Here is a 14,707-nt window from a genome sequence, read left to right on the forward strand (position 1 = left end):
ATCATCGCACGAAATCGGTCGCCGTGTTTCAGATGGCAAATGCGGGCGTGGCCGCCTGATCGGTCAGTCGAACCGGCGCCGCCAGGCGTCCCCGTCCCGCAGGGGCGCGTTCGCGGGCGTCGACCAGAATTTCGCCGTGAGGTCGTAGCCGTCGTGCACCAGCGCCGCCCGGGACGGCCACCGTTCGGCGGCCCACTCAGGCTCGTTGTGCACGGAGTCGATGCCGGCGCGCACGCCGCCCTCCAACTCGAAGTGCAGGTGGCGGGCGGCCTCCCGCGCGGACGGTGCGCCCACCCGACCCGCCTCCCCGGCGTCGACGAGTTCGACGGCGGCGCTGCGGATCCGGCCGTCCGTCCAGGCGAAAGTACGACGGTGCGCCCGCGGGTCCAGGAAGTACATCGCGAGCAACGCGACGACGACGCCCACCAGCGTCTCCAGCAGCCGATCGCGCATGACCGGTCCCGCCGGGCCGCCGGTGACGCCGGCGCCGCTGGCCAGCAGCGCCACCGGGGTGATGACGACGACAGCGGCGGCGTAGTTGCGGACGATGAGCACCTCGATCGAGAACTGCAGCACCGCGATCACCGCGATCAGGGCGTATCCCTGCGGGGCGAGCGCGTGCAGGCCGGCGAAGAGCAGCAACCCGACGGCGGTGCCGAGGAAGCGGTGCAGCGCGCGCACCGTGCCGTGCACGCGATCCACGCCGGTCTGCAGCACCACGAGGGCGCCGATCGCGGCCCAGTGCGGCCGATCGAAGCCCAGCGCCAGGCTCACCGCGCCCGCGGCGAGGCAGGCGACGCCCACGCGGCCCGCGGTGATCGCCGCGTGGGACGAGGGGCTGACCGAGCGGCGGAGTCGGTAGCCGACGGTCGGCCGCAACCGGGAGGTGGTGACGGCGCGGGTCGGATCGGCCTCGGTGTCGACGGGGTCCGTCGATGCCGCGGCGAACCGATCGTTGGCCTCGCGCAGGGCACTGAGCGATGCGGCATCGGCGGGGCGGTTCGCGGCCCGCGCGTCGTCCATCGTCGACCAGGCCGCCACCAGCGCCGACCCGGCGGCGTGCCGCTGCTCGGCGGACGGCGGCCCGTCGGAGGCGAGGACCGCATTGACAGCGCCCACGGCCCGCCCGGTCGCCTCGCGCTGCGGTGCGGACGGGTCGATGAGCGCGCCGGACAGGGAGACGAGGATCGAGCTCACGGCGCCCAGTGCCGCGGCCAGCACCAGGGTTCCGGGGTCCGCGCCGGACTCGACCGCGATCAGCGCGCCCGAACCGACGATCGCGAAGAACAGGGCGCCCGGCGGACCCAGCCGCAGCGCATCCACCACGTGCACCGCGGCCACCGCCGGCACCACCGTCATCAGGACCCCGCACACCTTGAGCGCGAGGCCGCCGGCCGGCATCGCCCAGCCGATCGTCGCGCCGACCGCGGTCGAGAGCAGCAGCGCGAGGGCGGCGATCGCGACGACCTGCCCGCGGATCCGGTAGGCGCGGCCCTCGCCGTAGAGCACGGCGAACGCGCCGAACGTGGTGAAGAGGGCGGAGCTCGCGTGGCCGGCCGCCACCAGTCCCGCGCCCGGGATCGCGACCGCTGCCGCCGCCCGCAGTCCCGCTCGCCACCGCCAGACGGGAGCACCGTCGGCGAAGACGAGCGAGCGCACACGCGCGACGCGGGGCAGGGGGTCGGGGACTGGTTCGCTCACCTATCTATTTGATCACTGTCCGGTGCGGCGGGCATCACCGACGCGGAGCTCAGGACAGGGGCGGCGGCACGCTGTTGTCGCCGGGCGGGATCGGCGTCCCGATGGTGCGGTAGGTCTTGTCGTACTCGGCCTTCCAGCGAGGCCAGTCCAGATACGGGCCTCCTCCGAGGCGCCGGCGGTATCGCCGGTACTGTCCGCGCGCGGTACGCAGCGTATTGCGGGACTGTCGCGCTGCGCGGCGCGCTTCGTAGAGCGCGTTCCATTCCTCACGTTCGGACAGCGGGCGCGCCGGATCGGTGAAGATCGCGCGATTCAGCACGTCGGCTCCCATTGTCAATTCGCAAAGCCCGTCGAGTCAGCTTCACTGTAGCGAACAGGACGTCAGCCTGTGTACATGTCGGAGTTGTCGCCGTACGCGGAGTAGGGGGAGGCGGTCTCGCACAGTGACGGCGGCGAAACGTCGAAAAGCTTTATCTGCAAGGAAGAAGTCGCGTCGATGAGTCGCGTGGGAGAAGAGAGTGCCCCCGGCAGGATTCGAACCTGCGGCCTTTCGCTCCGGAGGCGAACGCTCTATCCCCTGAGCTACGGGGGCGCAGGGCGTAGCAAGGTTAGCGCATAGGGCGGGCCCGGCGGAAACCGGGCGGTCAGGCGCACCCTAGGATGGACCGGTGACTCCCGCTGACCTTTCGGAACTCCTGCACGCCACCGCGACCACTGTGCTCACCGAGCGCGGCCTCGACGTCTCCGTGCTGCCCGAACGCGTCACCGTCGAGCGGCCGCGCAACCCCGAGCACGGCGATTACTCGACCAACGTCGCCATGCAGGTCGCCAAGAAGGCGGGCGTGAACCCCCGTGATCTCGCGACCTGGCTGGCCGAGGCGCTCGGCAACGCCGAGGGGATCGACGAGGCCACCGTCGCCGGCCCCGGCTTCCTCAACATCCGCCTCGCCGCCGACGCACAGAACCAGCTCGTCGCGAACATCCTCGAGCAGGCCGGTGCCTTCGGGCACGGGGCCGCGCTCGACGGTGCGCTCATCAACCTCGAGTTCGTCTCCGCCAACCCGACGGGCCCAGTCCACCTGGGTGGCGCGCGCTGGGCCGCGGTCGGCGACAGCCTCGGCCGCGTCCTCGAGGCGCAGGGCGCCGAGGTCACCCGCGAGTACTACTTCAACGACCACGGCGCGCAGATCGACCGCTTCGCGCGCTCGCTCGACGCGGCGGCCCGCAACGAGCCGACGCCCGAGGACGGCTACGCCGGCGACTACATCGGCGAGATCGCCGCCACCGTCGTGAAGGACCGCCCGGGCATTCTGGATCTCCCGGACGCCGAGCGCGTCGAGGCCTTCCGTGCCGACGGTGTGGAGCTCATGTTCGGGCACATCAAGAACACCCTGCACGAGTTCGGCACCGACTTCGCCGTGTTCACGCACGAGGACGAGATGTTCACCTCGGGCCTGGTGGAGAGCAGCATCGAGCAGCTCAAGACCGGCGGCAACCTCTACGAGAAGGACGGCGCCTGGTGGCTCAAGACCACCGACTACGGCGACGACAAGGACCGCGTCGTCATCAAGTCCGACGGCAACGCCGCCTACATCGCCGGTGACATCGCCTACATCAAGCACAAATTCGATCGCGGCTTCACCCTCGCGATCTACATGCTGGGCGCCGATCACCACGGCTACATCGGCCGGCTCAAGGCCGCCGCCGCGGCGCTCGGCTACGACCCCGCGCAGATCGAGGTGCTCATCGGGCAGCTCGTGAACCTGGTCAAGGACGGCAAGCCCGTCCGGATGAGCAAGCGCGCCGGCACCGTCATCACCCTCGACGACCTGGTCGAGGCCGTCGGCGTGGACGCGGCGCGCTACTCGCTGGTGCGCAGCTCGGTGGACACCTCCATCGACCTCGACCTCGACCTACTGGCCCAGGCCAGCAACGAGAACCCCGTCTACTACGTGCAGTACGCGCACGCCCGGCTCTCGGCCATCGCCCGCGCGGCCGCCGAGCTCGGCCTCGCGCCGTCGACGGAGCACCTGGGGCTGCTGGACCACGCCCGCGAGGGCGATCTCGTGCGCACCCTGGGCGAGTTCCCGGCGGTGGCTGCGGGCGCCGCGAATCTGCGTGAGCCGCACCGCATCGCGCGTTACCTCGAGGAGCTGGCCGGCGCCTACCACCGCTTCTACAGCGAGTGCCGCGTCCTGCCGATGGGCGACGAGGAGCCGACCGACCTGCACCGCGCCCGCGTGGCGCTGTGCGCCGCCACCCGCCAGGTGCTCGCGAACGGCCTGGCGCTCGTGGGTGTTTCGGCACCCGAACGGATGTGAGAGGTCACACGTGAGTGAACTGGACCGGGCCGTCTGGCCCGCTCACGCCCGCCGGGAGGCCGACGGTGCCGTCTCCGTCGCGGGCGTGCCCGTCGGGGCGTTGGCGACCGAGTTCGGTACGCCGCTGCTCGTGATCGACGAGGACGACTTCCGCGCCCGCTGCCGGGGCATGCGCGAGGCCTTCGGCGAGGACGCCGCAGTGCACTACGCCTCGAAGGCCTTCCTCTCCATGGAGATCGCCCGCTGGGTGCGCGACGAGGGGCTCAACCTCGATGTGTGCAGCGGCGGCGAGCTGGCCGTCGCGCTGCGTGCAGAATTTCCTGCGGAGCGGATCGCGTTGCACGGCAACAACAAGTCCGTCGCGGAGCTGGACTACGCGGTGGCCTCGGGCATCGGGCACGTGGTGGTCGACTCCCTCTCGGAGATCGCGCGGCTCGACGCCGTCGCGGGGGAGCGTGGCGCCGTCCAGGAGGTGCTGATCCGGCTCACCCCGGGCGTCGAGGCGCACACGCACGAGTTCATCTCCACCGCGCACGAGGACCAGAAGTTCGGCTTCTCGCTCGCCACCGGCGATGCCGGGGAGGACTCGCCCGCGATGCGGGCGGTCGCCGCGGTCTTCGCCGCCGAGAACCTGCGCCTGGTGGGCCTGCACAGCCACATCGGCTCCCAGATCTTCGACGTCGACGGTTTCGAGATCGCCGCCCGACGCGTGCTGGAGCTGCTGCGCGACGTGGTCGCCCGGTTCGGCGCCGAGAAGACCGCGCAGCTGGGCACGATCGATCTCGGTGGCGGCCTCGGCATCGCCTACACGACGCACGACGATCCGCCGCCCGTCGCGGACCTCGCCGCGAAACTGCGCCACATCGTCGAGACCGAGTCGGCCGCGCTGGGCCTGCGGGCCCCGCACATCGCGGTCGAGCCGGGCCGCGCGATCGCCGGTCCGCCCGGAATCACCCTTTACGAGGTGGGCACGATCAAGGACGTGGCGGTCGATTCGGAGGACGTGGGCGCGCAGGGCTTCCGGCGCTACGTCTCGGTGGACGGCGGCATGAGCGACAACATCCGCCCGGCGCTCTACGGCGCGGAGTACACCGCCGTGGTCGCGAGCCGCGATCCGCAGGGCGCACCCGTGCAGTCGCGGATCGTCGGCAAGCACTGCGAGACCGGCGACATCCTGGTCCGTGACACGCTCACCCCCGGCGACCTGGCGGAGGGCGACCTGATGGCCGTCGCCGCCACGGGGGCGTACTGCTATTCGATGTCCAGCCGCTACAACATGCAGCCGCGTCCCGCGGTGGTGGCGGTCAAGGACGGCGCGGCGCGGCTGATCCTGCGCCGGGAGACCGTGGACGATCTCGTGAGCCTGGAGGTGCTCTGATGACTGAAAACCCTGGTCAGGCCAAGGAACTGGGCGTCGCCCTCCTCGGCATGGGCACCGTGGGCACCGAGGTGGCGCGCATTCTCACCGAGAGCGCCGACGATCTCACCGCCCGCGTGGGTGCGCGCCTGGTGATCCGCGGGATCGCGGTGCGCGACACCGACAAGGATCGCGGCCTCAAGGAGCTGGGCTTGAAGAAGAGCCTGCTCACCGACGACGCGGAGGCGCTCGTCGGCCGCGACGACGTCGACATCGTGGTCGAGGTCATGGGCGGCATCGAGCCCACCCGCTCGCTGATGCTCAGCGCGTTCAAGGCCGGCAAGTCGGTGGTCACCGCGAACAAGGCGCTGCTCGCCGAGTACACCGGCCAGCTCGCCGACGCCGCCAACAAGGCCCGCGCCGATCTGTACTTCGAGGCGGCCGTGGCCGGCGCGATCCCCGTGATCCGCCCGCTGCAGCAGTCCCTGGCCGGCGACAGCGTGGAATTGGTGGCGGGCATCGTCAACGGCACCACCAACTTCATCCTCTCCAACATGGCAGAGCACGGCGACCCGTACGAGATCGTGCTCAAGGAGGCCGGCCGCCTGGGGTACGCCGAGGCCGACCCGACCGCCGACGTAGAGGGCTACGACGCCGCCTCCAAGGCAGCGATCCTCGCCTCGATCGCCTTCCACACCCGCGTCAAGGCCGACGACGTGCACCGCGAGGGCATCACCGGCGTCACCGCCGCCGACATCGAGGCCGCGCAGGCCTTCGACTGCACCATCAAGCTGCTCGCGATCTGCGAGAAGCTGACGGACAAGAAGGGCGCACAGCGGGTTTCGGCGCGCGTGTACCCGGCGCTGGTGCCCCTCAAGCACCCGCTGGCGAGCGTCGACGGCGCGTACAACGCCGTCTTCGTCGAGGCCGAGAACGCCGGTCGCCTCATGTTCTACGGCGCCGGCGCCGGTGGCGCGCCCACCGCCTCCGCCGTGATGGGCGACCTGGTGGCCGCGGCCCGCAACAAGGTCGTCTCCGGCCGCGGACCGCGCGATTCGGCGTACGCGAAGCTGCCGATCGCTCCCATCGGCGAGGTGCTCACCCGCTACTACGTGGCCATGGAGGTCGCGGACCGGCCGGGCGTGCTCAGCGCGGTTGCGAACGAGTTCTCGGCGCGGAGCATCTCCATCAGCACCGTCCGTCAGCAGGCCGACACCCCGGACCAGGGTGCGCGGCTGGTGATCCTGACCCATCGGGCACCCGACGCGGCTCTGTCGGCCACCGTCGAAGCCCTGAAGAATCTGGACGTGGTGACCGCCGTGTCCTCCGTGCTCCGTCTGGAGGGAACCAATGACTGACGCCGTGCACAAGCCCTGGCCCGGGCTGATCGAGGCCTACCGGCACCGTCTGCCCGTGTGCGACACGTGGGAGCCGGGCTGGGCGCCCGTCACCCTGCGCGAGGGCGCGACCCCGCTGCTGCCCGCGAGGGCGCTCTCCGAGCTCACCGGTTGCGACGTGCATCTCAAGGTCGAAGGGCTCAATCCCACCGGCTCCTTCAAGGACCGCGGCATGACCATGGCCGTCACCGAGGCGAAGGCCACCGGCAAGAAGGGCGTGCTGTGCGCGTCCACCGGTAATACCTCCGCCTCCGCCGCCGCGTACGCCGCGATCGCCGGCATCGAGTGCGCCGTGCTGGTGCCCGCCGGCAAGATCGCGATGGGCAAGCTCGCCCAGGCCGTCATGTACGGCGCGAAGATCATCGAGGTCGACGGCAACTTCGACGACTGTCTCGAGCTGGCGCGCAAGACCACCGCCACGTTCGACACCATCGCACTGGTCAACTCGGTGAACCCGGTGCGCATCGAGGGCCAGAAGACCGCGGCTTTCGAGATCGTCGACGCGCTGGGCAAGGCTCCCGACGTGCACGCGCTGCCCGTGGGCAACGCCGGCAACATCACCGCCTACTGGCGCGGTTACAGCGAGTACTTCGCCGACGGCGTCGCCTCGTCGCGCCCGCGCATGCTCGGCGTGCAGGCCGCCGGCGCCGCGCCGCTGGTGAACGGCGCCCCGGTCAAGGATCCCGAGACCATCGCGACCGCCATCCGCATCGGCAGCCCCGCGTCCTGGAACCAGGCCGTCGCGGCCAAGGACGAGTCGAACGGCGAGTTCCGCGCCGCCACCGACGAGAAGCTGCTCGAGGCCTACCGCCTCATCGCCAAGACCGAGGGCGTCTTCGTCGAGCCCGCGTCCGCCGCCTCCGTCGCCGGCCTGCTCGCCGCCACCGCGGACGGCTGGATCGAGAAGGGCTCCACGGTGGTGTGCACCGTGACCGGTAACGGACTCAAGGACCCCGACACCGCGCTGAGCAGCCTGCCCGAGATCGCACGTGTGGGCATCGACCCCGTCGCCGTGGCCTCCGCCATGGGGCTGACGGAGTAAGCGCTGCCGTGTCACCCGCCTCCAACGCCCCGCTCGTCCTGCCCGTCGGCCTCACCGCCACCGTCACCGTTCCGGCGTCCAGCGCCAACCTCGGTCCGGGTTTCGACACCCTCGGCCTCGCGCTGGGGCTCTACGACGACGTCACCGTCGAGACCGTCGACCCCGCCGTCGACGGTGACCTGACCGTCGCGATCACGGGGGAGGGCGCCGACGAGGTGCCCACCGACGACCGTCACCTCGTGGTGGTCGCCCTGCGCCGCACCCTCGCGCACCTCGGGGTGAGCGCGCCCGGGCTGCGCCTGACCTGCGTGAACCGGATCCCGCACTCGCGCGGCCTCGGCTCCTCGGCCGCGGCCGCCGTCGCGGGGATCGCTGCCGCCGCCGCGCTGGCCGCCGACGCCGACGCGCCCCGCGGGCTCACCACGGACGAGATGGTGCAGCTCGCCTCCGAGTTCGAGGGCCACCCGGACAACGCCTCGGCCAGCGTGCTCGGCGGCGCCGTCGTCGCGTGGACGGTGCCGGCGGTGCCGGTCCCGGACGTGGCGGGCTACCGCGACCACGCGGCCGCGAGCGCGGCACCGTCGGCCCCCGTGCACTACGGGGCCCGCCGGGTGGACGTGCACCCCGACATCCGCGCGTACGCCTTCGTTCCGGCCGTGCAGTCATCGACCTCGGTGACCCGCGGCATGCTGCCCCGCCTGGTGCCGCACGCCGATGCCGCGTTCAACGCCTCGCGCGCCGCGCTGATGGTGCTCGCGCTCACCGCGCACCCGGACCTGCTGCTCGACGCGACCGAGGACCGGCTGCACCAGCGCTACCGGGCAGCCTCGATGAAGGAGTCGTTCGCGCTGGTCGAGCGCCTGCGCGCCGCCGGCGTGGCCGCCGCGATCTCCGGCGCCGGGCCGACGGTGCTGGCCCTGACGCCGCAGGCGCTGCCCACCCGGCTCTCCGACGCCGCCGTCGAGGCCGGGTTCACCGTGCGGGAGCTCCCCATCGCCGACGGGGTCGTGCGCGGCTGACGCCCTCGGATCCGCGCACGCGCCGCGCGCGGATCGCATGCCGCGCACCGGGCGCGGCTGAGCGGACGCGGCGCGTGCGCACAGTCGCGCGGTGTGCGCGGATCCACCGGGTGAGCGGAAACGCGGGGGCGGTGATTGCCGGGCGCCGATACCCGCGCTATTATGGCAAAAGTGTCCGACGAATGCGCGGACGCTACTTCGGCACCTTAGCCATTCCACGCCCAGCAACCAGCCTCGGACGTGTTGGCGCGCCGGTCTCCACATCAGGCCGAGACAATCTGTGCCCCCGCCGGAAACGCGGGGCCCGGCAGCCGAAGTGCACACAAGCACCTTCGTCATTCGTGCACCGTCCGCGAAATCACCTGTGCAACACCACAGGACGGCCCGGTGAGCACGGTAGGCCCCTGCTTTCGCACCACGCGCGCAGGGAATTGAAAGGAACTCCGTGACCGATACGGACGTGACCACCAGCCCGGAGACGGCCACCGCCACTGTCAGCACCACGCGGGCCGATGAGCGGCGCCGCTCGGGCCTCAACGGCATGGTGCTAGCCGAGCTCCGCGGCATCGCGAGCGAGCTGGGGATCAAGGGCATCTCCGGCCTGCGCAAGGGCGATCTGATCGCCGCGATCACCGAGCACGGCGGCGCCGCCACGACCGCGCCGAAGGCCGCCAAGGCGGCCGCGCCGAAGGCGGAGGCGCCGGCCGAGACCGCCCCCACGACCACCGAGGCCCCCAAGGCCGAGGCTCCGAAGGCCGACGCCGCCAAGGCCGAGACTCCGAAGGCCGAGGCGCCGAAGAACGACGCCCCCGCCGACGCGCCCAAGAACGAGGGCCGCGGCGCCCGCGCCCCCAAGGCGGACAGGGCGGAGCAGGCACCGTCGGAGGCGAACGCCCAGGCGGACGCGCCCCGCGGCGACGGCGAGCAGAGCCAGCGCGAGGGCGGCCAGCGCCGCGAGCGCAACCAGCGTCGCGAGCGCAACCAGAACGGCAACCAGAATCAGGACGGCGAGAACCGCCAGCAGGGCGACCGCCAGCAGGGCGACCGCCAGCAGGGCGATCGCCAGCAGGGCGAGAACCGTCAGCAGGGTGAGGGCCGCCAGGACCGCCGCCAGCAGGGTGATCGCCAGCAGGGCGAGAACCGGCAGCGCGGCAACAACGGCCCGTCGAACGATCAGAACAACAACGGCCCCGACGAGGGCGACGGCCAGGGGCGCCGCGGGCGCCGCTTCCGTGAGCGCCGCCGCGGCCGCGACCGCGGCCAGAACGACGGTGAGCCGCAGGTCAGCGAGGACGACGTCCTGCAGCCCGTCGCGGGCATCCTCGACGTGCTCGACAACTACGCCTTCGTGCGCACGTCGGGCTACATCGCCGGCCCGAACGACGTCTACGTCTCGATGAACATGATCCGCCGCAACGGCCTGCGCCGCGGCGACGCGATCACCGGCGCCGTGAAGATGCCCCGCGACGGCGAGAACAACGACGGCGGCAACCAGGGCGGCGGCGGAGGCGGCCGCGGCAACCAGAGCAACCGGCAGAAGTTCAACCCGCTCGTCCGGCTGGACACCGTCAACGGCCAGGACGTGGATTCGGCGAAGAACCGGCCCGAGTTCAACAAGCTCACGCCGCTCTACCCCAACCAGCGGCTGCGCCTGGAGACCGCGCAGAACATCCTCACCACCCGCGTGATCGACCTGATCATGCCCATCGGCAAGGGCCAGCGCGCGCTGATCTCCGCTCCGCCGAAGGCCGGTAAGACCACGGTGCTGCAGGACATCGCGAACGCGATCGCCACCAACAACCCCGAGTGCTACCTCATGGTGGTGCTGGTGGACGAGCGGCCCGAAGAGGTCACCGACATGCAGCGCAGCGTGCGCGGCGAAGTCATCAGCTCCACCTTCGACCGCCCGCCGTCAGACCACACCTCGGTCGCCGAGCTCGCCATCGAGCGGGCCAAGCGCCTCGTCGAGGGCGGCAAGGACGTGGTGGTGCTGCTCGACTCGATCACCCGCCTCGGCCGCGCGTACAACAACTCGAGCCCCGCGTCGGGCCGCATCCTCTCGGGCGGTATCGATTCCACGGCCCTGTACCCGCCGAAGCGGTTCCTGGGCGCGGCGCGCAACATCGAGAACGGCGGCTCGCTGACGATCATCGCCACCGCGCTCGTCGAGACCGGCTCCACCGGTGACACCGTGATCTTCGAGGAGTTCAAGGGCACCGGCAACGCCGAGCTCAAGCTCGACCGCAAGATCTCGGAGCGGCGCATCTTCCCGGCCGTCGACGTCGCGGCGTCGAACACCCGTAAGGACGAGCTCATCATGGCGCCCGACGAGGCCGTCGTGGTGAACAAGCTGCGCCGTGTGCTTTCGGCGCTCGACAGCCAGCAGGCCATCGAGATGCTGATCAGCCAGCTCAAGAAGACGCAGAACAACATCGAGTTCCTCATGACGGTGCAGAAGAACAGCGGCTTCGGCGACAACGACTGATCCGTCCCGAACGGAGTGAGAACACGAGAAAGGCGCGCCCGCGGGCGCGCCTTTCGTCGTCTCCGCGGCTACTGCGGCAGCGATGCGGTGATCGCCGTGGCGATCTCCACGCCGCGGTTGCAGTCGCGGTCGCCCACCTTCTGCAGGCCGATGTAGAGCACGCCGTTCGACAGTGACTTGTACGCGGTGACGCAGTAGTCCGGCGTGCTGCGATCGGTGCTCGGCACGGTGAACGAGCGCCATTTCGCCGACCCCGGAACCGACGCCGGCATACCGGTTTCCCAGGAGCGGGAGGAGGTGAACGTCGCGAACTTCACGTCGGCGTTCCCGGCCTTCGAGTCCGAGCCCTTGCAGGCGAACTTCGCACCGTCGGCGCCCGAGCGCTGGCCCGGATCGTCGGCGAGCGGGGTGATGCCCAGCGCGGAGATCGCGCCGACGGGCAGCAGGCACGGATCGATGAATCCCTCCCGCAGCGTGGTGGTGTTGTTCACCGGGGCCACCGTCGTGGTGGTCGCGGGCGCGCTCGTGGCGGGCGTGGACGGCGCGGCCGACACCGCGTCGTCCGAACTGGTGCCGAGCACGAGGACCGCGACGGCGGCCACGGCCACCACCACGACGGCGGCGATCGCGCCGATCACCACCCCCGTGCGGGCGCCGCGGGGTTGCGGCGCCGGGCCCGCGAGTCCCACGGTCGCGCCCTGCCACACCGTCTGCGGCCCGCCGGACGCGGTGCCCGCGTGCGGGATCGGGCCCGAGGGCCGGGGGAAGGGCTGCGACGGGACGCCGGCGAAGGGCGGGGGAGTGACGGGCGGGGGCGGGGTGACGCGGACCGTCGGGTTCGACGGTGCCGACGGGTGTCCGCCGGACGCGGCCGCGCGGAGGGCGTGGGCGAACTCGCCGCAGGTGGCGAACCGCTGCTGCGGCGCCTTCGCCATCGCCCGGGCGATCACGCCGTCGATCGCGGGCGGCAGGTCCGGACGGTGCCGCGACGGCGTGGGCGGCGGCGCCAGCAGGTGGTCGCGGATCACTGCGGTGCCGCTGCTCGCGCCGTAGGGCTTGGCGCCGGTGAGCAGCTGCACCGTGGTGCCCGCCAGGCTGTACTGATCGCTGCGGCCGTCCACCGGATCGCCGCTGAGCTGCTCGGGGGAGGCGTAGTCGACCGTGCCGACGACCATCCCGACGGACGTCAGCTCGCTGGTCTCCTGCTGCTGGCGGGCGATGCCGAAGTCGCCGAGCATCACCCGCGGGACGCTTCCGGTGGCGTCGAGCATGATGTTGCCGGGCTTGACGTCGCGGTGCAGCAGGCCGCGGGTGTGCGCGTGGTCCAGCGCCGCGGCAACCGCGTCGACGATCGTGAGCACCTGATCGACGGGCAGGCCGCGCGGATTGCGCGCGAGCACCGCGGCGGCGTCCCGGCCGGGCACGAGCTTCATCGACATCCACAACCGGCCGTCGTCGTTGCCGCGGTCGTAGACGGGAACGATGTTCGGGTGGTCGAGCCCCGCGGCCATGTCCGCCTCGCGCTCGAACCGCGCCCGGTAGACGGGGTCGTCGGAGAAGGCGGCCGGGAGCACCTTGAGCGCGTCCACCCGCGGCAGCCGGGGATGGCGGGCCGCGTACACCGCGCCCATCCCGCCCGCACCCAGGAGGCGCTCCACGACGTAGCCGCCGATCACGGTCCCCGCGGGCTCGATCGCCGCCGCACTGCCTGACTCGCTCACGTCGTCTCTCCCGTTCGTGCCTGTGTCAGCACCAGCCAACTCCGGCGGTCTTGTCGCCCGCCAGGCATCCGCCAAACGGCTACCGCATCGTGACCGGGGCGCGGCGGTGCCCGCGCATGGTTCCGGGAATTTCTCGATGCGCTGTGCGTTCTGGCATACTGGAACGTCGGTATGGGTTCCGGTTCACGGTCCTGGCGCACGCCAGGGGCGACCCGGCGACCAAGAACGAGAAGGACGGCAATCATGAAGCAGGGCATTCACCCCGAGTACGTGGCCACCACCGTTGTGTGCGGTTGCGGCAACACGTTCGAGACGCACAGCACCAAGGCCGACGGCCGCATCAACGTCGAGGTGTGCTCGCAGTGCCACCCGTTCTACACGGGCAAGCAGAAGATCCTCGACACCGGCGGCCGCGTCGCCCGGTTCGAGAAGCGCTACGGCAAGCGCCCGAGCAAGGCCTCGGCCTCCGAGTAGCCGCCCCGCCGACGCCCGTCCTGCCCCGCAGGCCGGGCGTCGGCGCGTTTCACGGGTCATCCCGCCACCGCTCCACTCCGAAAGGCACCGTCGCCATGAGCGCCTCGTCCCCCTCCGCGATCGACGACATCCTCGCCGAGTACGCCGGCCTCGAGCAGCAGATGTCGGACCCGGCGCTGCACAACGACGCGGCCGCCGCGCGCAGGGTGGGCAAGCGCTTCGCCGAGCTGGCGCCGATCATGGCGACCCACCGCAAGCTCGAGGCCGCCCGCGAGGATCGCGACGCCGCACAGGAACTCGCGGCCGACGACGCGTCCTTCGCGGACGAGGTGACCGCGCTGACCGAGCAGATCGACGTGCTCGAGCAGCAGCTCACCGACCTCCTCGCGCCGCGCGACCCGCACGACTCCGACGACGTGGTGCTCGAGGTCAAGTCCGGCGAGGGCGGCGAGGAGTCGGCGCTGTTCGCCGGCGACCTGGCCCGCATGTACCTGCGCTACGCCGAACAGCGCGGCTGGAAGGTCGAGACCCTCGGCGCCACCTACTCCGATCTCGGCGGCTTCAAGGACGCCACCTTCGCGATCAAGTCGCGCGGCGCCGGGGCCGACGGCAGCATCGACGGGGTCTGGGCCCGGATGAAGTTCGAGGGCGGCGTGCACCGGGTGCAGCGCGTCCCCGCCACCGAGAGCCAGGGCCGCATCCACACCTCCGCCGCCGGCGTGCTCGTCTACCCCGAGCCCGACGAGGTCGAGGAGGTGCAGATCGACGAGTCGGACCTGCGCATCGACGTCTACCGGTCCTCCGGCAAGGGCGGCCAGGGCGTCAACACCACCGATTCCGCCGTGCGCATCACGCACCTGCCCACGAACATCGTCGTGACCTGCCAGAACGAGCGCTCGCAGCTGCAGAACAAGGCCCGCGCCATGCAGGTCCTCGCCGCGCGGCTGCAGGCCCTCGCCGAGGAGGAGGCCGAGGCCGCCGCATCGGACTCGCGGGCCGCGCAGATCCGCACCGTCGACCGGTCCGAGCGGATCCGCACCTACAACTTCCCCGAGAACCGCATCGCCGATCACCGCATCGGCTTCAAGGCGCACAACCTCGACCAGGTGCTCGACGGCGACATGGACGCGCTGCTCGACGCCCTGCAGGCCGCGGACCGGCAGGCCCGGCTCGAGGCCGAGTAACGCGCC

The 14,707-nt window shown here is 71.6% G+C and carries 11 protein-coding genes and 1 tRNA gene; 8 read left to right on the top strand and 4 right to left on the bottom strand.

The window, feature by feature from the left end; all coding sequences use genetic code 11:
• Positions 1–63: 63 nt before the first annotated feature.
• The 3 genes from BLQ62_RS07505 to BLQ62_RS07515 form a co-directional block, all read right to left on the bottom strand.
• Positions 64–1,701, bottom strand: a complete 1,638-nt coding sequence (locus BLQ62_RS07505) for an FUSC family protein (RefSeq protein ID WP_068566428.1) — start codon at positions 1,699–1,701, stop codon at positions 64–66.
• Positions 1,702–1,750: 49 nt separating this feature from the next.
• Positions 1,751–2,032, bottom strand: a complete 282-nt coding sequence (locus BLQ62_RS07510; protein ID WP_115391385.1) for a hypothetical protein — start codon at positions 2,030–2,032, stop codon at positions 1,751–1,753.
• 188 nt (positions 2,033–2,220) lie between these two features.
• Positions 2,221–2,293: transfer RNA gene (locus BLQ62_RS07515), tRNA-Arg, on the bottom strand.
• 76 nt (positions 2,294–2,369) lie between these two features.
• Here BLQ62_RS07515 and argS point away from each other — a divergent pair.
• The 6 genes from argS to rho all read left to right on the top strand — a co-directional run bounded on the left by argS (position 2,370) and on the right by rho (position 11,322).
• Positions 2,370–4,022, top strand: coding sequence for an arginine--tRNA ligase (gene argS / locus BLQ62_RS07520; RefSeq protein WP_068532391.1), 1,653 nt, complete (start codon positions 2,370–2,372; stop codon positions 4,020–4,022).
• Positions 3,997–5,400 carry a diaminopimelate decarboxylase gene (gene lysA / locus BLQ62_RS07525; protein WP_068566426.1) on the top strand — a complete coding sequence of 468 codons (1,404 nt, stop codon included), beginning with the start codon at positions 3,997–3,999 and terminating at the stop codon, positions 5,398–5,400. Before argS ends, lysA begins: the two co-directional genes overlap by 26 nt.
• A complete protein-coding gene (locus tag BLQ62_RS07530) occupies positions 5,400–6,737 on the top strand; it encodes a homoserine dehydrogenase (RefSeq protein ID WP_068566424.1) in 1,338 nt (445 codons plus the stop codon). Before lysA ends, BLQ62_RS07530 begins: the two co-directional genes overlap by 1 nt.
• Positions 6,730–7,818 (top strand): threonine synthase, encoded by a 1,089-nt coding sequence (gene thrC / locus BLQ62_RS07535; RefSeq protein ID WP_068566422.1) that lies wholly within the window; start codon positions 6,730–6,732, stop codon positions 7,816–7,818. Before BLQ62_RS07530 ends, thrC begins: the two co-directional genes overlap by 8 nt.
• Positions 7,819–7,826: 8 nt before the next feature.
• Positions 7,827–8,837, top strand: a complete 1,011-nt coding sequence (gene thrB / locus BLQ62_RS07540) for a homoserine kinase (RefSeq protein WP_068566420.1) — start codon at positions 7,827–7,829, stop codon at positions 8,835–8,837.
• A 445-nt stretch (positions 8,838–9,282) separates the two neighbouring features.
• A complete protein-coding gene (rho, locus tag BLQ62_RS07545) occupies positions 9,283–11,322 on the top strand; it encodes a transcription termination factor Rho (RefSeq protein WP_068566419.1) in 2,040 nt (679 codons plus the stop codon).
• Between the two features lie 68 nt (positions 11,323–11,390).
• Here the strand turns inward: rho and BLQ62_RS07550 are convergent, their stop codons facing one another.
• On the bottom strand, positions 11,391–13,043 hold the full coding sequence (locus BLQ62_RS07550; RefSeq protein WP_068566416.1) for a serine/threonine-protein kinase: 1,653 nt from the start codon (positions 13,041–13,043) through the stop codon (positions 11,391–11,393).
• A gap of 243 nt (positions 13,044–13,286) precedes the next feature.
• Here BLQ62_RS07550 and rpmE point away from each other — a divergent pair, with 243 nt between their 5' ends.
• Complete coding sequence (gene rpmE / locus BLQ62_RS07555; protein WP_068532376.1) at positions 13,287–13,517, top strand: 50S ribosomal protein L31; 231 nt, start codon at positions 13,287–13,289, stop codon at positions 13,515–13,517.
• A gap of 95 nt (positions 13,518–13,612) precedes the next feature.
• Positions 13,613–14,701, top strand: a complete 1,089-nt coding sequence (gene prfA / locus BLQ62_RS07560; RefSeq protein WP_068566412.1) for a peptide chain release factor 1 — start codon at positions 13,613–13,615, stop codon at positions 14,699–14,701.
• Positions 14,702–14,707 lie beyond the last annotated feature (6 nt).

Source organism: Tsukamurella pulmonis (genome assembly GCF_900103175.1).
Lineage (GTDB): Bacteria > Actinomycetota > Actinomycetes > Mycobacteriales > Mycobacteriaceae > Tsukamurella > Tsukamurella pulmonis.

What these genes read in the sequence shown, in the direction of transcription:
- BLQ62_RS07510 (WP_115391385.1), bottom strand. Translation starts at nt 2,032, where the DNA reads ATGGGAGCCGACGTGCTGAATCGCGCGATCTTCACCGATCCGGCGCGC.
- BLQ62_RS07530 (WP_068566424.1), top strand. Translation starts at nt 5,400, where the DNA reads ATGACTGAAAACCCTGGTCAGGCCAAGGAACTGGGCGTCGCCCTCCTC.
- thrC (WP_068566422.1), top strand. Translation starts at nt 6,730, where the DNA reads ATGACTGACGCCGTGCACAAGCCCTGGCCCGGGCTGATCGAGGCCTAC.
- rpmE (WP_068532376.1), top strand. Translation starts at nt 13,287, where the DNA reads ATGAAGCAGGGCATTCACCCCGAGTACGTGGCCACCACCGTTGTGTGC.
- prfA (WP_068566412.1), top strand. Translation starts at nt 13,613, where the DNA reads ATGAGCGCCTCGTCCCCCTCCGCGATCGACGACATCCTCGCCGAGTAC.